This is a genomic window from Acetobacterium sp., from assembly GCF_036508315.1.
Lineage (GTDB): Bacteria > Bacillota > Clostridia > Eubacteriales > Eubacteriaceae > Acetobacterium.
In genome coordinates this window covers 1-20,707 of sequence record NZ_DATCHP010000088.1, presented here as the reverse complement: position 1 = coordinate 20,707, position 20,707 = coordinate 1, and the positions used below count along the sequence as shown (strand labels likewise).

Below are 20,707 nucleotides of genomic sequence, written 5' to 3'. Positions count from 1 at the left end.
GATTCTCCTCATCTGTTGGATATTTTGCTTGTTTAATTAGCCAACTCTTCTGCCAATTTTTTAGCTAATGCATTAAGGGCTAAAACATCTTCTTCATTCGGCGTACCTTTTACCTTAACGATATCGCTGATCACATCAACCTTTGCTTCTTCAATGAAGGTAGTGAAATTCTTTTCCGCACCGCCGCTCCAGCTGAAGTCAGTAAAAAATCCAACCTTATGATTGTCCACTCTTATTTCTGTTAATTTGTATAAAAGGTTGGCCATCTTAGGGAAAATTTTACCATAGTAAGCAGGTGCCCCCATGAGCAAACCCTTGTATTTCCAGATATCCGAAATAATATAGGAAATATCAGTTTTTGATACATTATACAACACAACCTCTTTAACGCCTTCATTCTTTAAGGCAATTGCCAGAATTTCCGCTGATTGTTGTGTGCATCCGTACATTGAACCATAGGCAATGACTACCCCGGGCACGGTTACTTTGGAACTCATTTTTACATACATATCAAGGATATAACCTGGGTCTGAACGCCAGATCAGTCCATGAGCCGGACAAATGGTGCAAATGTCAAGGCCACCTAATTTTTCAAGGGCTTTCAAAGCTTGTCCAGCTACTTTTCCAACAATACATGAAAAATATCGTCTGATGGAATCTTCAAAGGCCGGCACATCATTTTCATCATCGAAGATACTGCCAACAGGGGTTTTAAAGCTCCCGAAAACATCCATTGAGAAAAGGATTTTATCGGTAATATCGTAGGTTACCATGGATTCCGGCCAATGAACCATTGGCGTCATGAAGAACTGCAGGGTATGTTTCCCAAGACAAAGGGTTTCACCGTCACATACCTCAACTAGGTTTTTATCGATATTATAAAAGTTCTTCATTATAGGAAATGTTTTTTTATTTCCTATAATTTTCATGTCCGGATAAACGGACAATAGCTCTGAAATTCCGCTTGAATGATCAGGTTCCATATGGTTTATAATCAAATAATCGACTTTTTTATCCCCGACGATTGATTTTATCTTTTCTATATATTCATCCTGTTCAATGGATTTAACTGTGTCAATAACAGCAATTTTTTCATCATTAATGACATAAGCGTTATAGGAAACGCCTTCCTGATCAATGGGCCACATTTCTTCGAAAAGCGTGGTAATATAATCATTGACTCCAACCCAAAAAACATCTTCTTTAATTTTTACTGCGTTCATTTTCTTCACCACTTTCTATGGATTTTACAATCATAAATATACCCTTAATTGCCAAATTATTCAAGAGCAAAAAATAGACAATTAAGTTTTCCCTGTTCATTAACCTTATATTCGGCTTATCCTGAGGTAGTTTACAACGTAAAAAAAGAGGCACTCGAAGCACCTCTTTTTTAAGAAAATTAAGAAAGGAAATTAAAACGTTTTCACACCATGCGCTCATTATAACCGATTACATTCCAAAAATCCAGTGCTTTTTTTATTTTTTCAAGGATGACCCACATGCACCATATTTGGATAGACTTGTTCTAAAAAGTTATTCGGATAAGTATTATCTAAAAATTCTTCAAGCACTCCTGTTGCCGGGATGTTATTAATTCTTTCGTTCCAACGATTCACTGCTAAAGCAGATATGCTCATGTTCAACACCATAAAAACAACAAGTATCCAAGTCAATATCGCCCCTATTTTTTCGGGAATTTTTTCAATCCACTTGGATAGACCCGGATAGATTTCCTTTACCCACAGAAGACCCAAAAATCCCCAGTAAAACGAATATCTCAAACTGGTTCGTCCCGCCAGATTTAACGGCGTCTGGTTGTATTGCCAGGAAATTGTTCCGGTTGTTAACTGCTGGATATAACTGCTTATAAACTCAAATCCACCACCTAAGACCATGCTCAGAAGAAAAATGACATACCACCTTTTCTTAGTAATGGGATGAAGCACCAGTGTTAAAACCACCGCTCCAAAACCATACACCGGATTAAATGGCCCATAAATAACTCCCTGGCGGCTTTGGATATATCCATTCGTTACTAAACAAAACAGTGTTTCAACCACCACCCCTAAAAAACAACCAATCATAAAAACCCAAAACAGCTTGTAAAAATCAATGCCTGAGGCAAATGATTTTTTGACTTTTTTATTCATAGTTTCTCCTCTTTAAAATGAAAATTTAGTAAATATCAGATTGATTTTTTGACTTTGCGTCATTATATACTTGAGTATGCTGTGTAAATATCAAAAACCGGTAACATTATGGCAGCTAATATGAACAGCACTGCCCCACCCAAAACCATGAGAACTAAAGGTTCGATTGCTGTGCTCATTAATTTAATACTGTCTTTAACCTCATCATCATAAATCAGATTAATTTTTTCCAATACCTCTGGTAATGACCCTGAGACTTCACCAATATTGACCAACTGACAAAACAAACTTGGAAAAACCACACTTTCTTCCATAGCCTGGGCTAATCCTGACCCAGTTGAAACCTTATTTGCAAGCATCAACACTTCTTTTTTGATCAACCGATTTTGTGTGACCCCCTCCAATCGATTCAGCGCCGATAGAAGATCAATCCCGCTTCTGAGCAGCAATGCCAGGGTTTTTGATAAAATAACCAGACACCGTTTTCCATTAAAGCTTCCAATTCCCGGGAGTCTGATTTTAATGAAATCCATAACGATTGCCACCCTGGGCATTTCCGGTACCACTCCAATAAATAGGATGCACCCCACTATTCCAAGCAGCATCATGGGCCAGCCCTGAATTAATGTTTGGCTCAAGCCCATAAGAATCCGAGTTGGCTCCGGAAGTGGTGCATCCATGGCTTCAAACATAGCTACAAAGGTTGGCAGCACATTGGTGAGAAGAAAAAATACCACTAATACTGCTACAACCACTAGAATGAAAGGATAAAAAAGAACCTGGAGCAGTTGACGACTATTTTTATCTTCGGTTTCATAGTGCTCAGCCATTCCCAAAAGGATTTCTGATAGATTACCGCTGATTTCTCCGGCTTCAACCATAAAAACGAAAAGAGCCGGAAAAGATTTCGGATAAGCCGCCATGGCATGGGAAAGACCTTCTCCGGATCGTATTCGCCGGCCGACTCCCAGGATATCCTTAGAAAAGCCCTGATCTTTTGTCTGATCGCTGAGAAGCTCCAAACACCGGGCAATGGGAACTCCGGCACTGAGAATAATATGAAACTGTCTGCAAAACCGGCTAAAATCTTTGGCTCTAACCCTAATGATCCGAAAACTCAAATCCCTGTTTAAATTAAACATGACCTTCTTTTCTTCGGTAATTTCCAGGACCAAAAGGTTTTGATTGTGAAGAAAAATGGCCGCTTCCCGTTTTGTTTTGGCCTGAAGATTTCCGCTGATGGTCTCACCAAAGGAATCTTTTGCTTTATAGGCAAATGTTTTATCCATGGGATCCACTAATGATGCCATTCATTTTCAAACACTAATATTTCCAGTCCCTCAGCTAAGGAAGTTTTACCATGTAAAATATGCTGCTTCAAGGATGCCTCAATGGGAATCAACCCTTCAGCTAAGGCAATTTTACGTATGATATCATAATTCTTCCCCAGACTGATTGCTTCGCGAATGGATCTTGTCACTTTGAGAACTTCCTGAACAGCAATACGCCCCATATATCCAGTTCCACGGCACAACGAACATCCGCCGGGGTAATAAAGCTTAAGGTCTTCATTCAAAGCTCCCAGAAGTATTTTTTCTTCAGTAGCTGCTGAGCCTTCTTTTCGGCAGTTTGGACAAAGCCGCTTAATAAGTTTTTGCGAAATCACTCCCCGGATAGCCGAAGACAATAGATATAAAGGAACTTTCATATCCATTAATCGCGTAATGGAGGATATGGCATTATTGGTATGAATAGTGGACAAAACCAAATGTCCGGTAATCGCCGCCCTTGTGGCAATGGCCGCGGTTTCTTCATCACGAATTTCCCCTACCATAATAACGTTGGGATCCTGGCGTAAAATAGAACGCAGTCCCAAAGCAAAAGTTAAACCTGTTTTTTCATTCACCTGGATCTGATTAATGTCTTCCATCTGAAATTCTACAGGATCTTCAATGGTAATAACATTTTGTGTTTCATGGTTCATTCCATTAAGCAGGCTATAAAGCGTTGTGGTTTTTCCACTTCCTGTGGGACCAGAGGCCAGGATCATCCCATGTGGAGACTCCATAATTTCCTTTACCAGTTTCTCCTGCTCTTTTGAAAACCCCAGATCCTCAATCTTCATTAAAAATTTATGCTGATCCAATAACCGCAACACAATTTTTTCACCGTTAATGGTGGGCAACAGGGATAATCGCAGGTCAATTTGTCGTCCTTCAACCCTGGTCGTGAAAGCGCCGTCCTGGGGAAGACGATGCTCGGCAATATCACACTCACCTAAAATTTTTAGACGGGTGACTAAACCCCGCCAGGTTTCTTCATCCAGGCGCATCAGTGGCTGGAGTAGCCCATCAATACGAATTCGCACTTGGATTTTTTCGGAATAGGCCTCAATGTGGATATCACTGGCACCCCTGGAAACACCTTCTTCAATAATTTTGTTCACCAGGGCGACAATTGAATGCTCTTCATTAATACTATTTGTTTGCCCAACCTGATAAAGAGCTTTTTCTTCTGACACCGGGTTTTGGCTATAATATTTGTGAATCAGTCTCTGAATACAGTGTTTCTCAGTCGCCAATATTTTAAGTCGTTTTTTCGTTATTTGCTGCAAACTCCGAACAATCTCTTCATCCGTTGGATCAGCCATTAAAAGAATCAAACTTCCGCCATCCGATTGATTAAGTGGGAAGACACTAAATTCCTGGGCCTGTTCCAGGGTAAATAATGAAAGCACCTTTGGATCCATTGGGTCCTTAAGTGGGTCATAGACTTCAAACCCCCATTCGTTATGGAAAATCAATAATAATTTTTCGGCCGCAATGATCCGATCCTGCAGCAATAAATCTAAAACTGAAACCCCTGCCTTCTGAGCTTTTGGTATTCTAAGCGCAATATCCTGCCGCGTGATTTCTTCATTTTTTAAAAGCGTTTCCAGAACTAATTTATTTTCTTTCATCACCCCTCCGCTGAGTAAAGCTTATTGAAGTATAACTGATTAAATAATGGTTCCGATAGGTGAAAATCCCTTGAAAATATTGCGAATCATTCGAATATAATAATTCAATTGTAAATCATCTTTTCTCTTTCGTCAATCAAAACGCAACAGAATAAACAATGTTTGATTTATTTGGACATTTCAATAAAAAAAGCTGCCATAACGGCAGCTTTTTCGGTTTTAATACATATTATATTTTAAAAGATGCTACAAAACCTCTTTCAACTTCTCCAATGTTTTCATAAGTCCCTTCAATCCCGAACAATCGCTTTAAAAACATCTTTTTTCCAACGGTCATGGATAATTCTTCATACCATGGCAAATTTTTATGCGTTTTTTTTGTATGAAATGTAGAATACAGCAGATACAATAAAAAATCGCCTAAATAAGAAAAGTCCAAATGACTTGGATATTGATTATCCGACCATCGTGCCAATCCAAAGTCAATCAAATATACTTCTTCATTATCGATTATCACATTAGGAATTCTAATATCCCGATGGACAACACCATTTTCATGGAGATATTTAATAATCCGAATGAGCTTAAGTCCAATATTAAAGATTTCTTCATTTGAAAATTCACGGTTAGACTTAAAAAGCATCTCTTTTACAGTCAATCCCTGTTTATATTCTAAAACAAATCCATAAAATCTTTTTTCATTAATGACCCCCAAAAATTCAGGAACTCTTTTATCCTTTAGTTTTGACAGGATCACTGCCTCAAACACATTCTTCTCTGAATTCTTTTTAAACATACCTGGCTTAAATTTCTTAATTGTAACCAATTGCCCATTGTCTGACTTTGCCAGAAAACATACGCCATATCTCCCTTGACCAATGGGTTCTTCAATGGTATAGCTGCCAAAACATTTCCCGGTATATTTTTTATTTTTGTATCCCCACATCAATCGACTAGCTTATTTTATTTCCACATTTTTGACAAAATTTTGCATTTGGTGGAAGTTTTTCTCCACAGTTCATACAGCATAACCCCTGGTTCACTTTTTGACCGCATTGCAAACAAAATTTTGAACCTGCTGGGATTTGGGCATTACAATTACTGCAAACCGCCATACTTTGATTGTTCGTTGGCTGGTTATTGGCATGCGCATTATTTTGTTGATTGCCATAATTCTGTTGATTTCTATTGTTGTTATTCCTGTTTTGTGAACCGCTGCCTGAACCCATCATATTTAAAAAGTTACCGAAAAGGCCCTTCTTCTTGTAATGACTGCTTCCCTGATTCCCATTTTGATAATGTCTCCCATTTGATGACCGTGATGAATAACTCATTTTTCTCCTTCTTTCTTTTTATAATTCAGTTAATTTCGATTAAATGTTCTACAAAAGTATAAAAAAATACCCGTAGAACATTTTACTGTCCCACAGGTATAAATAATCCTGTTGCCTTAAAGGCCCGGCCCCAGGAACTTATAAATAAGCTCATCGCCTGCTCAGTTTGTACTGTAGATTTATATGCAGTTCAAATCGATTTACTTATTCTATTACATGGAGTCTTTCATGTCAATATTTATCGCTTGAAGGCTTTAAAAGTTTGTAATCACTTAAGAATTCGTGACTGGGTATGACCAATAGACCTTGAAAGATTAATTTTGAAGAGCTAAATAAATGTAGAAAACGCCTGAAACCCGCTCATAATGGTTTCAGGCGTTTATCTAAATTACATACCAAATTTTTTATGAATGTAGACCATGGCTTCTTTTCCACGTTCTTTATCAATAAGGCAGGAAATCTTAATTTCCGAGGTACTGATGGTTTGGATATTAATTCCAAGTTCAAAGAGGGCCTCAAAGAATTTAGATGCAATCTCGGCATTGGCAACAATGCCTGTACCAATGACAGAAAGTTTTGCCACACCCTGGTCATACTCAACCTTTTGGGCTTTAACCTCAAAGGCAAATTTTTGAGCGACGGTTACGGCTTCCTGAAGCTCCTCTACATCAATGGTAAAAGAAATATCATTAACCGCTGTTCGGTTAACATTTTGTACAATCATATCCACATGGATATTGGCTTTTGCCAAAGCACTGAATAAACGAAAAGCAATCCCCGGTTGATCCGGTACTTCAAAAATCGAAATTTTAGCAATATTTTCATCAAGAGATATCCCTCGAACTAATACTTTTTCCATAATAACATCCTCCTTAATGATGGTTCCTTCGTTATGATTATAGCTTGATCGTACCACCAGTGGCACCTTAAATTTTTCTGCCAATTCTACGGAACGGGGGTGCAAAACCTTGGCTCCGGTGCTGGCCATTTCTAAAACCTCTTCATATGAGATTTCATCAATCTTTGATGCATCCTTGACAATCCGTGGGTCTGCGGTGTAAACCCCATCCACATCCGTATAGATTTCACAAAGCTCTGCTTCCAGTGCTGCCGCCAAAGCCACTGCTGATGTATCAGATCCTCCACGCCCAAGCGTGGTAATATCCTTATTTTCATTGACTCCCTGGAATCCAGCCACAATGATAATTTTACCTGCCGCCAACTCCTTTTCCATCCGGTGGGTATTAATATCATTAATCCGGGCCTTTTTATGAACATTGGAAGTTACAATGCCGCACTGGGCACCGGTGAGACTCACCACGTCATGTCCCAAAGCCTGTATAGCCATGGCTAATAATGAACTGGAAACCTGTTCACCTGTTGCCAATAACATATCCATTTCCCGACTCGGAGGGTGTTCATTAATCCGCTTGGCTAAGCAGATCAGATCATCGGTAGTATCTCCCATGGCTGAAACCACAACGACTACCTTTTTTCCTTTTTCCTTTGTCTCTACAATCCGACGGGCGACCCGCTTAATTCTCTCCACATTGGCAACACTGCTGCCACCATATTTCTGTACAATTAAATCTTGCATTTGCCTTTGTCACTCTTTTCTATTCGTAGATACGAGCATAAAAAAATTCAGGAACTGTTTCCCTTAATTTTTCAGCCATAGCATTAAAATCATTGGCTGCAATGAGGCTTGTTACCACATAAACCCGATTATTATTGACAATCACGGTTTTACGGGAAGCCACGGTTTCAAGTGCAGATAATACGTTTTCCAGTGCTTCCTTATTATCAAGGTTAGCTCTTAAATAATATTTCCCTTTAAAAATCCCTGTTCCCAGATTATTGAGTTTTCGGTTAAGGCGTAAAGGCCTTGGCAGGTTCTGCTCTCCAACAACGTTGAGAATATAAAGGACATCTCCAACAACCGCATTGGCTGTGGCGTCCTTCCCTGCTCCCTTGCCATAAAACTGAAGTTCCCCAATAATATCCCCGGTAATCGAAATAATATTAAACTCACTGTTTACATTACTCATAATCGATGCTGCCTTAAACAATACCGGTTCCACCGTGGTGTAAACATCATTTTTCCCATCCAGAATGGAGTGGCCCAAATATTTAACCACATAACCCAAACTCTTGGTCATTTCAATATCCACTGCACCGATATCTGTAATCCCGCGCTTGTACACATCATCGTCCCGAATGATTCCTTCATAGGCCATAGATGACAGAATGGAAAGCTTTCGTGACACATCATAGCCTTCAATATCTGCTGTGGGATCTGCCTCCGCATAGCCAATCGACTGTGCCAATGCCAGGGTATCATCAAAACCCGCCATTTCTTCAGTCATTTTCGACAAAATGAAATTGGTGGTTCCATTAAGAATTCCCTTAATTTCAGTGACGCGGTTAATGCGCATTTCTTCTTTTAAGGTTCCGATAATGGGAATGCCGCCACCCACTGATGCTTCATAGCGAAGAACCACACCATTTTCTTTGGCCAATTGAAGTAATTCGGCAAAATACTCTGAAATTACCGCCTTGTTTGCGGTAACCACATGTTTTCCTGCCTTAAGACAAGCCTTGATCATTTCATATTCAAAGTCCATCCCGCCCATAAGGGCAATGACAATACCAATACTGTCATCTTCCAATATTTCTTTGGGATCTGTGACAATAACCCCAACAGAATCCCCAAGATCCTTTTTGGTATCACGTTCTAACACCTTCGTGATCATCGGGCTTGATTTTTTGGTTACCAAGTCTGTGAAGTTGCTTTCAAACTTTCCTTTATTTAAATTTATGAGTTCATAGACCCCGGTACCAATAGTTCCACAGCCTAAAAGTGCTATATTCAATAAAATCACCTCGTAATTGTATTTATTTTAAAAACACTTGTGTTTTCATGGAAAACATTTTATCATAGACTTAGGGGATATTCAATACCCTGTTTGGAAGAAATTTTTCAAGCAACCCCACCCAAATTTGGAGGAAATTCATGAAAAAAGGTTATAACAGCACGAGATCCAAAGACATCACCGTTTCTGCATCCGAAGGAATCCTAGGAGGATTAGCCCCAGATGGCGGACTTTTCGTCCCTAATTTTATTCATAACAACCAACTGGATAAAACGAAACTGATTGGCAAAAACTACGGCGAATTGGCCCAGGTCATATTTTCTGAATTCTTAACTGATTTTAGCGAAAAACAAATAAAGGATGCGATTCAAAGCGCCTATTACTCGGGTAAATTTGAATTCCAGGAACCCGTTCTTCTGAAAAAAGTGAAAAACCGTTATTTTCTCGAACTTTTCCATGGTCCCACCTGTGCCTTTAAAGACATGGCTTTGACTATTTTACCGTATTTCATGGTGGAATCCATAAAAAATGTGAGCAGCCACAACAAAATTTTAATTCTCACAGCCACCTCCGGGGATACGGGAAAAGCTGCCCTGGAAGGCTTTGCCGATGTTGATGACATCAGCATTATTGTCTTTTATCCCAAGGATGGCGTCAGCACGATTCAGGAAAAACAAATGCTCACCCAGTCTGGCCATAACACATGTGTGGTTGGCATTTCCGGAAACTTTGACGATACTCAGAATGGCGTTAAAGAAATCTTATGCGATACTCTTTTAGCCCGGGAGCTGGCCAAATCCAATGTTGTTTTCTCATCGGCCAATTCCATTAACATCGGCCGACTTATTCCTCAGATCGTCTATTATTTTTATAGCTACTACGAGCTCTTAAAACAAGGCGAAATTGGTGCAGACGAAAAAATTAATTTTGTGGTTCCAACCGGAAATTTTGGAAATATTCTGGCTGGTTATTACGCAAAACAATTGGGCCTCCCCATTAACAGACTCATTTGCGCATCCAACGCCAACAAAGTTCTTACCGACTTCTTTGAAACCGGCACTTACAACCGCAACCGGGATTTTTATAAAACCTCTTCACCTTCCATGGATATTTTAATATCCAGTAATCTTGAACGATTGTTATACGATCTTTCCAATGAAGATTCAGATGCTATTGAGGATTTAATGAAGCAGCTGAAAACCAGTGGCAGCTACCAGGCTCCTAAAACCCTTATGGAAAAAACCGGGCTGTTTTATGCCGGCTTCGCTGATGAGAACCAAACTGCCCAATCCATTAAAGCTGTTTTTGACGAAACCCATTACCTGATGGACCCCCATACTGCGGTTGCCAACAAAGTTTATGATGACTATCTCCACGATACCGGGGATACCACCAAAACGGTGATCGTTTCCACTGCCAGTCCCTATAAATTCGGCCGCTCGGTATACGAAAGTATTTTTGGTGCTTCGAGCCTAGATGATTACGCACTTTTAGACCTTTTGGCTCAAAAAACCAATACTCAGATACCCTTGCCTCTTAAAGACCTGGATAAAAAAGAGAACTGCCACGATATCCAGTGTCCTAAAACAAAAATGCCCCAGGCTGTATTAGATTTTCTAAAAAAGCAGGGTGAAAATCATGCTTAAAGTTCAGGTTCCCGGTACCAGTGCCAATATTGGTCCGGGTTTTGATGCCTTCGGCCTGGCCCTGAGTATTCATAATACCTTTAGTTTTGAAGAAAAAGCAGATGGCAAACTCACCATCCGCGGGGTGGAGCACAAATATCAAAGCACCACCAACCTGGTTTATCGTTCCATGCAAATGGTTTTCAAAAAAATCGACTTCCATCCTAAAGGGTTATATATCCACAGCGGAGTAAATATTCCCATTAGTCGGGGCCTGGGAAGCTCGGCTACCTGTATCGTCGGAGGACTCTTCGGGGCCAATGCTCTTTCCGGTAACCGCCTGACCACCGAAGAATTATTTGACATGGCTGTTGTGCTGGAGGGCCACCCGGATAATGTCGCCCCAGCCATTTTTGGAGGACTGGTGGTTTCCATGAACGAACAGGGAAAAAACATTTACATTAAAAACGAAGTCCACCCCTGCTATGAGTTTTATGCATTGGTTCCGGATTTCAATCTATCCACAACCGATGCAAGGAAGGCCCTTCCAAAAAAAATATCTTATAGCGATGCGGTCCATAATCTTCCCCGGGCAACCATGACCTACCTTGCCTTAGCCAATGGGTCTGAGGACATCCTCAAGGTTTCCATGAAGGATCGACTGCATCAACCCTATCGAAAGAAGCTTATTGCCCATTATGATGTCATTACCCGAAAAGCTCGGGATCTTGGTTGTCTTAATACCTGTATCAGTGGCGCCGGGCCTACCATTCTTGCCATAAATTCAGTGAATAATCAAGGCTTTCAAACTGAAATGACCCGGTATTTAACTGAAAGAATGCCAGGATGGCAGCTATTATCACTGACCCCTGATAATAAGGGCGTTCAAATTTTTGGAGGTTAGTCCTTTGATTAAAGATTATCTGATTGTCAATAAAAAAATATTACCGGACTATTATACCAAGGTAGTGGATGCCAGGATACTGATCGAGTCATCTCAATGCAAATCCGTCAGTGATGCCGTAAAAAAAGTCGGGATCAGTCGCAGTACTTATTATAAATATAAGGATTATATTTTTACACCCTCAGAAAATTATGGCCGGAAATTCACCCTTTCTTTTAAGCTGGATGATCGTCAGGGAATTCTTTCCAAGATTCTTAATATTTTCAGAGACCACCAAACCAGTATTATCACCATCCATCAGGACATTCCCATTAACCACGCTGCCATCGTCATTGTCACTCTGGATGGCAAGGACCTGGTGCTGAGCATTGATGAACTCATTGCCATGATGGAAAGTCTGGATGGGGTCCACAGTGTCAACCTCATTGCTATGGAATAAAAAAAAGGCTAAGCCCTTTTTTTAGTAAAGTACGACGGTTTTCGACAATTTGTTTTCGTTCATATACCAGGTGAATGAACCAAGGACATCAGCAATCAGATTCTCAGCAGTATCAAGGGTTCCCTGATCTGTAAGTTTAAAGTGATCGTACTTTTCGCCATTGTTTCTTGCAGTCTCAATATCGTTTGTCAGTCTGATTTGCTCGGATTTCTTACTAAGATCAAATATTTTTTTCTCCCTTACAAAATAACTGGCTGCTGTTGCGGTTAGTTCCGGATATTGTATAATCGATTCATCAATGGTGTGTGTTTTTAATAAATCCTTTGTTGTCACACAAAAAAAGTCATAGGAGATATTTTTTTCAGGTTCTGAACTGTCGGTCACACTAAACTCACCCCAGGTAGCGTCTAAATAATAATACTCTCCATCAATACCAATGAGGTTCCAGCCATGAGGGCCTTGGCCAATGGCCTCCCCGGTAACATAAGAGCAATCAATTCCCAGACGTTTAAGAAGGTATTGAGTCGACTTGGCATATCCTGCACATACTGACTTGTTATTCCCAAAAACACTGTATATGTTTTGATCTTCTGGGGGATTTACCACATACTCTGTATTTCTAACCACGTAATCATAAACATATTTTACCTTACCATACTCATCCAGAGATCCAGGCATTTCTGCCACAAAAGCGTCATAGACAGCATCAATTTCTGCCTGTCGTCTATCTTTTTCTTCTCGTTCATATGGATATCCCACATTGATTTCATTCACAATGTCACTATTTCCATTGCTCAAATATGAAAAGGCTCCCACCCAAAAATATTCAGGATGATCCGCCTGGACGGCATAAAGGACGCGATTCATTTCATCTGTGGATATCTCATCAACTGCAACTTTGGTCTTGAAATCCTTCAACATTCCACTCACTTGGTCATAGGCTTTTTTTTCATTGTCATTTAAAGCGGGACAATAATCAAATTTTCCAATGCTGTTTTCTGCCGGTATTTCGCTTTCAACTGCAATATTAGGAGCGACATAATAGGTTTTATTGATGTAAGCATTGTAGTAACCCATGACCTTATAAACGCTAGTCCCCAGTAAGATCGAAATAAAGATAAAGAAAAACACAATAATCCCAAAAACTCTTCTTTTGATTGTTTTATTACCACCCACCGGAAATCTTACCCCATGTTTCTTATTATTTGAAAATACTTTCCAGAATTTTTTGTTAACATATTAAAAGATTAGCACCTTTGTTTCCATACTGTCAAGGAAATAATAATCCAACTATTTCACAAACAACATTTAATGGACAAAGAATGGTCTGATCAACTATAATATAAAAAACAGACATTATATTTTACCTAAAAACTACACAAGGAGATTCATTCATGCATATTCGAACAAAGTTCTGGGCTCGACCGGAATTGGAGGCTTGCGGTTTTTTTCAGGCGGCTCCAATCGATCATCGGGGACAGTGGCAAAAATCATTCAAAAAAAAGCAGCCTCTTCATATGGAAGTTGGCTGCGGCAAAGGCGCTTTTATGGCTGAGCTGGGCAGTCAGAATCCCCAGATTAATTATCTCACCATTGATTTGATTGATGCTGTTCTGGGAATGGCGAAACGCAATATTGAAGCCTCTTATAAAAAATCCAATCAGGCGGTTAATAATATTCAGCTCACTCCCTGGGATATAGAACGCATTGATATGATCCTTGCCCCTGAGGATGGTGTGGAACGCATTTATATTAATTTCTGCAATCCCTGGCCACTCAGAAAGCATCAAAAAAAACGCCTGACTCATCCACGACAACTTCGAAAGTATCAGGCTTTATTAAAGGGTGATGGCGAAATTTATTTTAAAACCGATGATGATGGTCTTTTCGAAGATTCCATTGCCTATTTTGAGGAATCCGGTTTTACCATAAAAACCCTGATTCCGGATCTCCATGCTTCGGATTATCAGGGGAATATTGAAACCGAACATGAAAAAATGTATACGGCCCAAGGCATTAAAATCAAATTCCTGATCGCAAGAAGAAACAAGTAAGCGTTTCTCCAACGTGTTGACAAGCCTCTTTCCGGACATTTAATTGATCGTTGTGTGCTGCATGATCCGTACAGGCTACGCCTGTTCGCCATGATGCACACAACTTGATGCAATAAAAATCCGGAAAGAGGCTTTTCTCATTACTTCTCTACAGTCTAAGGACATTAAAATATGCTCTGAATCAGAAACATATAGGAAATGGTGCCAACCCCAATACTTAAAAGGTTATTTCGTTTCCAGATATGAAGTAAAGCTACAATCCCAATCGCAATAAACTCGGGAAGACCATTGGGTGCTATCGCAAAATGAACACCCCTCAGGCAGTAAACCACTAAAATTGCGATCACTGCCGGAGGCAGCAGCTCTCCTAATGTTTTTACAATCACCGGAACCTCTTTTCCGCCGCCAAAAAGTGCAAAGGGAAGAAAACGGGATAAAAATGTACAGACTGCCACCACTAAAATCACCAGCATCGGCGTAGCAAATTCTAAACTCATTGACAGGCCTCCTGGGCTTCGCCCTGCGGAATACGGCTTTTTAAAATGAGCAGCAAGCCAACCGAGGCAATAAGGGCTGGTAAAATAAAAGCGCTGGCCCCGAAAATAACCAGAGCACCCACACCGCAACCCGTACCCACCAATGCCGGAATATGGGATTTGAATGAGGTCCACTGTTCAATAAAAATCACGACAAACAAGGCGGTCATTGCAAAATCAATACCGGTGGTATCGAATCCGATAAACCCACCCAGAATGGCTCCCAGGGTACAGCCCACAACCCAATAACTTTGGTTCAGAAACGCCACCGTGAAAAATACCTTTTTTTCATTTAATTCTTTTGGAATTTGCATGCCGCAGAGCAACGAATAGGTTTCATCGGTTAATGAAAAAACCATATACCATCCTGTTTTTCCCATTGCTTTAAACTTTTCGATGAAGGAAAGGCCATAAAAAATATGACGGCTTTGAACGGATAGGGTTAGCAAAATCACAGAGAATAATCCCATGCCACCGCCTAAAAGTCCAATCAGCACAAATTGCATGGAACCTGAATAAATAATAAGACTGATAAGAAATGCCCATAAAAAACTATACCCTCCTCGCTCGAGAAGAATCCCAAAGGCGATTCCCATAAAAATATAACCGCATAAAACAGGAAGGGTTTGAATAAATGCGTATTGCACTATTTTTTTCGTCATTCTTTTCCAGCCTTAATCCCGCTTATTTCTTTAATAACAAAGCCCTTAATGGCTTCTGGAAAGCCATCCAAATCAGTCGTAATCAATTTAATCGTCATCTGCTTATTTTCTCCGAATTCTTAATTTTCTTAATATATGCGCTTATTATAACATATTTTTTATAGTAACCCTTTTCAGTTTTATTTTTTACTTGCAACATTTCTAAAATAGGTTATACTGATAATACTTAATCTGAGTTAACTATTATCCTGATTAATCATTAACCTGCGAAAGGAGCATTTTTTTGGACAATTATGGACAGCAATTATTTAAAGCCTTTGGCCAAATAAAAAAATCAAGCATGACCCGACTTCATAAATCGGGGATCAGCAAACTCAAACCCCATGAATTTTTTATGCTTGTGACCATTAAACACCGCTACGAAGAACTCGTATTGGAATCTCAAAGCCTTGGCACCTCATCACCATCCGGGGTGAAAATATCCGAGATCAGTCGTTGTTCCTCAATATCAATGCCTGGGGTTTCCCAAACAATTTCCACCCTGGTCAAGCAAGGTTATGTAAAACGCATCACCACCGAATCTGATCGCCGATTGGTTTATGTTAACCTCACCCCTAAGGGTAAAGCACTGGAAATACAGATTTCTCAATCAAGCTTCCAGCTTTATGATGAAGCTGCTGATATTTTAGGCCCGGAAGAAACCCAAACGCTGATCACCTTATTGGAAAAGCTTTCAGCAGCCTTTGATTCTATTGAAGAAAAACAAAATGAACAACCAGAAAGGAAAACTCCATGATAAAACTGTCACGTTATTTAAAGCCCTATGTCATTATGCTGATACTGGCAATTGCCCTACTGTTTGTACAGGCTATTTCAGACCTTAACCTTCCAAATTATATGTCTGAAATCGTCAATGTGGGAATCCAGCAAAGTGGTATTGAGCACGCAACGCCCGAAGCCATCAGCGAAGATGGTTACACCCTTATGACCACCTTTATGACAAAAGAACAACAAAAAACCGTCGCAGACAACTATACATTAATGACAACCGGGGATACTAACGCCGCCGGCTATGAGGCTGCAGTGAAAAGCTATCCCCTTTTAGCAACCCAAAACATTTATGCATTGAAAACCAGGGATTCTCAAATTTATACCACCCTTGATCCAATGTTTGGCCAGGCGACCTGGACATTCATTAATTATTCGCGTTCACTGAATCCAAACAATTCAGATTCCAGTTCTACCCAAAGTATGAGCAATGTGGACTTTACAAAAATTTATGCCATGTTACCAGTGCTTACCAGGCTTCCCCCTTCCACCTTTGATGAGGCCCGGGTCCAAGCCGCCAAAACCCCTCAATCCATGCAGGAACAAACAGCCATACAGTTTACCAAGCAATTTTATATCGGGCTTGGTATGGATATCGGCGCTATGCAAACCATGTATATTTTACAGATTGGTGCCATTATGCTGCTGCTGTCTTTCATCAGTATTGCCGCAGCCATTGGCGTTGGCTATCTTTCTGCAAAGGTGGCTGCCGGAGTATGCCAAACCCTGCGACAGGATATTTTTAGAAAGGTACAAAATTTTTCCAGTACCGAGTTCAATAAATTTTCCACCGCATCACTGATAACCCGAAATACCAACGATGTCACCCAAATCCAGACTCTATTGATTATGGGCATTCGGATTCTCTGCTATTCTCCGATTCTGGCAGTTGGCGGCATCATTTTTGCATTGCAAAGATCCTCCTCCATGGGTTGGATCATTGTTTTGGCCGTGGTTGCTGTTGTGTTAATCATTGGGATTGTTTTTATTGTTGCCATGCCTCGATTTAAAAAAATCCAAAAACTGGTGGATAAACTTAACCTGGTCACCCGGGAAAACCTTACCGGTCTTTTGGTTGTTCGAGCTTTTGGCACCCAGAAATTTGAAGAAAAACGATTTGATGGTGTGAACCAGGAAACCACTGCCAACAACCTCTTTGTGAACCGTGTAATGGTCTTTTTAATGCCTACCATGATGTTCATTATGAATGGCATTACCTTACTGGTTATCTGGGTTGGTGCCGGCCAAATCTCCCAATCCACCATGCAAGTCGGTGATATGATGGCCTTTATGCAATATACCATGCAAATCATTTTTTCCTTCCTGATGCTTTCCATGATGTTTATCATGATTCCAAGAGCTGCAGTATCCGGGGATCGTATCCAGGAAGTATTAGCTGTAGAACCCAGTATTAAAGATCCCCTTGCGCCTAAACAACTTCCAATTAATAATCGAACTACCCTGAGTTTCGACCATGTATCCTTCCGCTATGAAGGGGCCGAAGAGGATGTGCTCCATGATATTAATTTCGTGGCCAGGCCCGGTGAAACCACTGCTTTTATCGGATCCACCGGTTCCGGAAAATCCACACTGATTAACCTGATCCCTCGATTTTTTGATGTAACCGAAGGTGGAATTCGCATCGACAATATTGACATACGAAACGTAACCCAGCATGATCTCCGGGAAAAAATTGGTTATGTGCCTCAAAAAGGTGTTCTATTTTCAGGCACCATAGCCTCAAACCTTCGATACGGGGATAATAAAGCCAATGCTGAAGATTTAACTACCGCAGCCCAAGTGGCGCAAGCCTCAGGCTTTATTGAATCCAGCCCTGAAGGCTTTGAACGTGAAATCTCCCAGGGCGGCAGCAATGTCTCCGGCGGCCAAAAGCAACGGCTTTCCATTGCCAGAGCCTTGGTCCGAAAACCGGACATTTATATATTTGACGACAGCTTTTCCGCATTGGATTACAAAACGGACGTTACTTTGAGAAAGGCCTTAAAGAAACATACAAGCAACAGTACGGTACTTATTGTCGCCCAAAGGATCAACACCATTATGAACGCTGAACAGATCATTGTTTTGGAGCACGGCCGTATGGTGGGCAAGGGTACACATGATGAATTATTAAAGAGCTGTGACACCTACCGGGAAATCGCATCCTCACAACTTTCAGAGGAGGAACTGGCACTATGAGTAATCAAGAACAACCAAAACAAACGAGACCTGCCGGAGGCATGGGACGAGGTCCAGGCGGAGTATCCATGATGCCCGGGGAAAAGCCCAAAGATTTTAAGGGAACCCTAAAAAAACTCATCGCCTATTTGAGCGTTTATAAAGTAAGACTGATTTTTGTCTTTATCTTTGCCGTTGCATCCACCATCTTTATGATTGTCGGACCCAAGATATTAGGAAATGCCACAACTGCCATTTTTGAAGGCGTTATGAATATGATCGCTGATAACGGCAAAGGCATAGACTTTAACTATATTGGCCAAATCATTCTGATCATGTTGGGACTTTATACCATATCGGTTTTATTTTCCTATATTCAAGGATATATTATGACCGGAATCTCCATGAAGGTTACTTATAATTTGCGACGAAATATTTTTGCCAAGATTAATCGTCTGCCCCTGAAATATTTTGATAAAACAAGCTATGGTGAAGTTCTTTCCTTTCTCACCAATGATATTGAAACCGTGAATCAAACCCTGAACCAAAGCATTACACAAATCATCACCTCGGTTGTCACCATTGTGGGTATTTTGGTGATGATGCTTTCCATCAGTTGGCAGATGACCCTGGTGGCACTCTGCACCGTGCCCCTTTCCTTTATTGTGGTCATACTCATTGTCAAACGCTCGCAGAAATATTTTGGAGAGCAACAGACCTATTTGGGACATATTAACGGACACGTTGAAGAAATGTACAGCGGACACAGTGTGGTGAAGGCATTTAACGGTGAAGAGGCCTCCTTTGAGACCTTTGATCATTACAACACCACCCTCTTTAGCTCCGCCTGGAAATCTCAATTTCTATCCGGACTGATGATGCCCATGATGACGTTTATTGGGAATGTCGGTTATGTGGTCATTTGTATTCTCGGTGGTTATCTGGCTGCCAACGGCTGGATCACCGTTGGGGATATTCAGGCATTCATTCAATATGTAAGACAGTTCACGCAGCCCATCATCCAGCTTGCCAACATCTCCAATGTTTTACAGCAGACAACGGCAGCTGCAGAGCGGGTTTTCACTTTTCTTGAAGAACCTGAAGAAATTACTGAAAGAACCACCGGTTTTGATCTTAAAAAGGTTTCCGGTATTGTCGATTTTGATCATGTGAACTTTGGTTATAATCCTGGCAAACCCATTATCAAGAATTTTTCCACCCATATTAAAGAGGGACAGAAGGTGGCTATTGTTGGTCCTACCGGTGCCGGAAAAACCACCATCGTTAAGCTCCTCATGCGTTTTTATGACATCGACTCCGGGGCTATTCTTGTGGATGGACATAACATTCAGGATTTCAGCCGAACTGATCTGAGAAGTCTTTTTGGGATGGTTCTTCAGGATACATGGCTTTATAATGCCAGTATTCGGGATAATATTAAATACGGCCGATTGGATGCCACCGATGCAGAAGTAGAATCGGCAGCCATTGCGGCTCAGGTAGATTTTTTCGTTCATACCCTGCCGGATGGTTACAATATGGTTTTAAATGAGGAAGCCAATAACGTTTCCCAGGGGCAGAAACAGCTCCTTACGATTGCCCGGGCCATTTTGGCAGATCCTAAGATTTTGATTTTGGATGAAGCCACCAGCTCGGTGGATACCCGTACCGAGGTACTCATTCAGAAAGCCATGGATAACCTTATGGAAGGCCGAACCAGCTTTGTGATTGCCCATCGTTTGTCCACCATTAAAAATGCCGATCTTATTTTGGTCATGGACAATGGTGACATTGTGGAACAAGGTACTCATGCGGCGCTGATTGAAGCAAATGGTTTCTATGCCAGACTTTACAATTCTCAATTTGAAAAAAATGAGGAGTTGGAAGAAAGCATTGACGAAACTCTTTTCTAAAACTGACAGAAAACAATTCACAAAAAAGTCCAGAAGCCTTCTTGGTTTCTGGACTTTTTGTGTCAACAAACCTCGTTACGGACATTTATTTATCGTTGTGTGCTACAAGATCGTACAGGCTATCGCCTGTTCGCCTTGATGCACACAACATGATGAAATAAAAATCCGCAATGAGGTTTGTCACATTACGTTATCGATAGTATCAGTCCAGAAACACTTTCGGCTTTCTGGGCTTCTTCATCGTGGCAG

General features: G+C 40.7%; 18 protein-coding genes and 1 riboswitch. Of the genes, 7 read left to right on the top strand and 11 right to left on the bottom strand.

Features of this window, described 5'->3' with window-relative positions:
• Positions 1-32 precede the first annotated feature (32 nt).
• The 8 genes from VIK44_RS10520 to VIK44_RS10485 all read right to left on the bottom strand — a co-directional run bounded on the left by VIK44_RS10520 (position 33) and on the right by VIK44_RS10485 (position 9,328).
• Positions 33-1,223, bottom strand: a complete 1,191-nt coding sequence (locus VIK44_RS10520) for an FprA family A-type flavoprotein (protein WP_331553861.1) — start codon at positions 1,221-1,223, stop codon at positions 33-35.
• Between the two features lie 264 nt (positions 1,224-1,487).
• The gene (locus VIK44_RS10515; protein WP_331553860.1) at positions 1,488-2,153 is read right to left on the bottom strand and encodes a putative ABC transporter permease; all 666 of its coding nucleotides are present in this window, start codon (positions 2,151-2,153) and stop codon (positions 1,488-1,490) included.
• Between the two features lie 62 nt (positions 2,154-2,215).
• Positions 2,216-3,442: a type II secretion system F family protein gene (locus VIK44_RS10510; protein WP_331553859.1), complete on the bottom strand. Its 1,227-nt coding sequence runs from the start codon at positions 3,440-3,442 to the stop codon at positions 2,216-2,218.
• An 8-nt stretch (positions 3,443-3,450) separates the two neighbouring features.
• Positions 3,451-5,112 carry a GspE/PulE family protein gene (locus VIK44_RS10505; RefSeq protein WP_331553858.1) on the bottom strand — a complete coding sequence of 554 codons (1,662 nt, stop codon included), beginning with the start codon at positions 5,110-5,112 and terminating at the stop codon, positions 3,451-3,453.
• A 229-nt stretch (positions 5,113-5,341) separates the two neighbouring features.
• On the bottom strand, positions 5,342-6,058 hold the full coding sequence (locus tag VIK44_RS10500; protein WP_331553857.1) for a protein kinase family protein: 717 nt from the start codon (positions 6,056-6,058) through the stop codon (positions 5,342-5,344).
• Positions 6,059-6,065: 7 nt separating this feature from the next.
• Positions 6,066-6,446: a zinc ribbon domain-containing protein gene (locus tag VIK44_RS10495; RefSeq protein ID WP_331553856.1), complete on the bottom strand. Its 381-nt coding sequence runs from the start codon at positions 6,444-6,446 to the stop codon at positions 6,066-6,068.
• Positions 6,447-6,529: 83 nt separating this feature from the next.
• Positions 6,530-6,621, bottom strand: a riboswitch (NiCo riboswitch).
• 213 nt (positions 6,622-6,834) lie between these two features.
• Positions 6,835-8,043 (bottom strand): aspartate kinase, encoded by a 1,209-nt coding sequence (locus VIK44_RS10490; RefSeq protein WP_331553855.1) that lies wholly within the window; start codon positions 8,041-8,043, stop codon positions 6,835-6,837.
• Between the two features lie 19 nt (positions 8,044-8,062).
• Positions 8,063-9,328 carry a homoserine dehydrogenase gene (locus VIK44_RS10485; RefSeq protein WP_331553854.1) on the bottom strand — a complete coding sequence of 422 codons (1,266 nt, stop codon included), beginning with the start codon at positions 9,326-9,328 and terminating at the stop codon, positions 8,063-8,065.
• A gap of 131 nt (positions 9,329-9,459) precedes the next feature.
• Here VIK44_RS10485 and thrC point away from each other — a divergent pair, with 131 nt between their 5' ends.
• From thrC to VIK44_RS10470, 3 genes are read left to right on the top strand one after another with little or no spacing between them, the layout of a single operon-like run.
• The gene (thrC, locus tag VIK44_RS10480) at positions 9,460-10,965 is read left to right on the top strand and encodes a threonine synthase (protein ID WP_331553853.1); all 1,506 of its coding nucleotides are present in this window, start codon (positions 9,460-9,462) and stop codon (positions 10,963-10,965) included.
• The gene (thrB, locus tag VIK44_RS10475; RefSeq protein ID WP_331553852.1) at positions 10,958-11,848 is read left to right on the top strand and encodes a homoserine kinase; all 891 of its coding nucleotides are present in this window, start codon (positions 10,958-10,960) and stop codon (positions 11,846-11,848) included. The genes thrC and thrB overlap by 8 nt, the downstream gene beginning before the upstream one ends.
• Positions 11,849-11,852: 4 nt before the next feature.
• Positions 11,853-12,287, top strand: coding sequence for an ACT domain-containing protein (locus VIK44_RS10470; protein ID WP_331553851.1), 435 nt, complete (start codon positions 11,853-11,855; stop codon positions 12,285-12,287).
• A gap of 21 nt (positions 12,288-12,308) precedes the next feature.
• Here the strand turns inward: VIK44_RS10470 and VIK44_RS10465 are convergent, their stop codons facing one another.
• The gene (locus VIK44_RS10465; protein WP_331553850.1) at positions 12,309-13,463 is read right to left on the bottom strand and encodes a transglutaminase domain-containing protein; all 1,155 of its coding nucleotides are present in this window, start codon (positions 13,461-13,463) and stop codon (positions 12,309-12,311) included.
• Positions 13,464-13,681: 218 nt separating this feature from the next.
• Here VIK44_RS10465 and trmB point away from each other — a divergent pair, with 218 nt between their 5' ends.
• Positions 13,682-14,341 (top strand): tRNA (guanosine(46)-N7)-methyltransferase TrmB, encoded by a 660-nt coding sequence (gene trmB, locus VIK44_RS10460; protein WP_331553849.1) that lies wholly within the window; start codon positions 13,682-13,684, stop codon positions 14,339-14,341.
• A gap of 164 nt (positions 14,342-14,505) precedes the next feature.
• On the opposite strand, the gene VIK44_RS10455 is transcribed toward trmB, so the two are convergent.
• Entirely contained in the window at positions 14,506-14,838 is a 333-nt protein-coding gene (locus VIK44_RS10455; RefSeq protein WP_331553848.1) for a branched-chain amino acid transporter permease, read from the bottom strand.
• A complete protein-coding gene (locus tag VIK44_RS10450; RefSeq protein ID WP_331553847.1) occupies positions 14,835-15,539 on the bottom strand; it encodes an AzlC family ABC transporter permease in 705 nt (234 codons plus the stop codon). The genes VIK44_RS10455 and VIK44_RS10450 overlap by 4 nt, the downstream gene beginning before the upstream one ends.
• Positions 15,540-15,822: 283 nt before the next feature.
• Between VIK44_RS10450 and VIK44_RS10445 the strand changes: the two genes are divergently transcribed.
• The 3 genes from VIK44_RS10445 to VIK44_RS10435 are packed head-to-tail and all read left to right on the top strand — an operon-like array spanning position 15,823 to position 20,458.
• Positions 15,823-16,335, top strand: coding sequence for a MarR family winged helix-turn-helix transcriptional regulator (locus tag VIK44_RS10445; RefSeq protein WP_331553846.1), 513 nt, complete (start codon positions 15,823-15,825; stop codon positions 16,333-16,335).
• Positions 16,332-18,566: an ABC transporter ATP-binding protein gene (locus tag VIK44_RS10440; RefSeq protein ID WP_331553845.1), complete on the top strand. Its 2,235-nt coding sequence runs from the start codon at positions 16,332-16,334 to the stop codon at positions 18,564-18,566. The genes VIK44_RS10445 and VIK44_RS10440 overlap by 4 nt, the downstream gene beginning before the upstream one ends.
• Positions 18,563-20,458: an ABC transporter ATP-binding protein gene (locus VIK44_RS10435; protein ID WP_331553844.1), complete on the top strand. Its 1,896-nt coding sequence runs from the start codon at positions 18,563-18,565 to the stop codon at positions 20,456-20,458. The genes VIK44_RS10440 and VIK44_RS10435 overlap by 4 nt, the downstream gene beginning before the upstream one ends.
• Positions 20,459-20,707: the final 249 nt, after the last annotated feature.

Excerpts from the sequence above, each read along its gene's own strand:
- VIK44_RS10520 (WP_331553861.1), bottom strand. The coding sequence starts at position 1,223 with ATGAACGCAGTAAAAATTAAAGAAGATGTTTTTTGGGTTGGAGTCAAT.
- VIK44_RS10515 (WP_331553860.1), bottom strand. The coding sequence starts at position 2,153 with ATGAATAAAAAAGTCAAAAAATCATTTGCCTCAGGCATTGATTTTTAC.
- VIK44_RS10510 (WP_331553859.1), bottom strand. The coding sequence starts at position 3,442 with ATGGATAAAACATTTGCCTATAAAGCAAAAGATTCCTTTGGTGAGACC.
- VIK44_RS10505 (WP_331553858.1), bottom strand. The coding sequence starts at position 5,112 with ATGAAAGAAAATAAATTAGTTCTGGAAACGCTTTTAAAAAATGAAGAA.
- VIK44_RS10500 (WP_331553857.1), bottom strand. The coding sequence starts at position 6,058 with ATGTGGGGATACAAAAATAAAAAATATACCGGGAAATGTTTTGGCAGC.
- VIK44_RS10495 (WP_331553856.1), bottom strand. The coding sequence starts at position 6,446 with ATGAGTTATTCATCACGGTCATCAAATGGGAGACATTATCAAAATGGG.
- VIK44_RS10490 (WP_331553855.1), bottom strand. The coding sequence starts at position 8,043 with ATGCAAGATTTAATTGTACAGAAATATGGTGGCAGCAGTGTTGCCAAT.
- thrC (WP_331553853.1), top strand. The coding sequence starts at position 9,460 with ATGAAAAAAGGTTATAACAGCACGAGATCCAAAGACATCACCGTTTCT.
- thrB (WP_331553852.1), top strand. The coding sequence starts at position 10,958 with ATGCTTAAAGTTCAGGTTCCCGGTACCAGTGCCAATATTGGTCCGGGT.
- trmB (WP_331553849.1), top strand. The coding sequence starts at position 13,682 with ATGCATATTCGAACAAAGTTCTGGGCTCGACCGGAATTGGAGGCTTGC.
- VIK44_RS10455 (WP_331553848.1), bottom strand. The coding sequence starts at position 14,838 with ATGAGTTTAGAATTTGCTACGCCGATGCTGGTGATTTTAGTGGTGGCA.
- VIK44_RS10450 (WP_331553847.1), bottom strand. The coding sequence starts at position 15,539 with ATGACGAAAAAAATAGTGCAATACGCATTTATTCAAACCCTTCCTGTT.
- VIK44_RS10440 (WP_331553845.1), top strand. The coding sequence starts at position 16,332 with ATGATAAAACTGTCACGTTATTTAAAGCCCTATGTCATTATGCTGATA.
- VIK44_RS10435 (WP_331553844.1), top strand. The coding sequence starts at position 18,563 with ATGAGTAATCAAGAACAACCAAAACAAACGAGACCTGCCGGAGGCATG.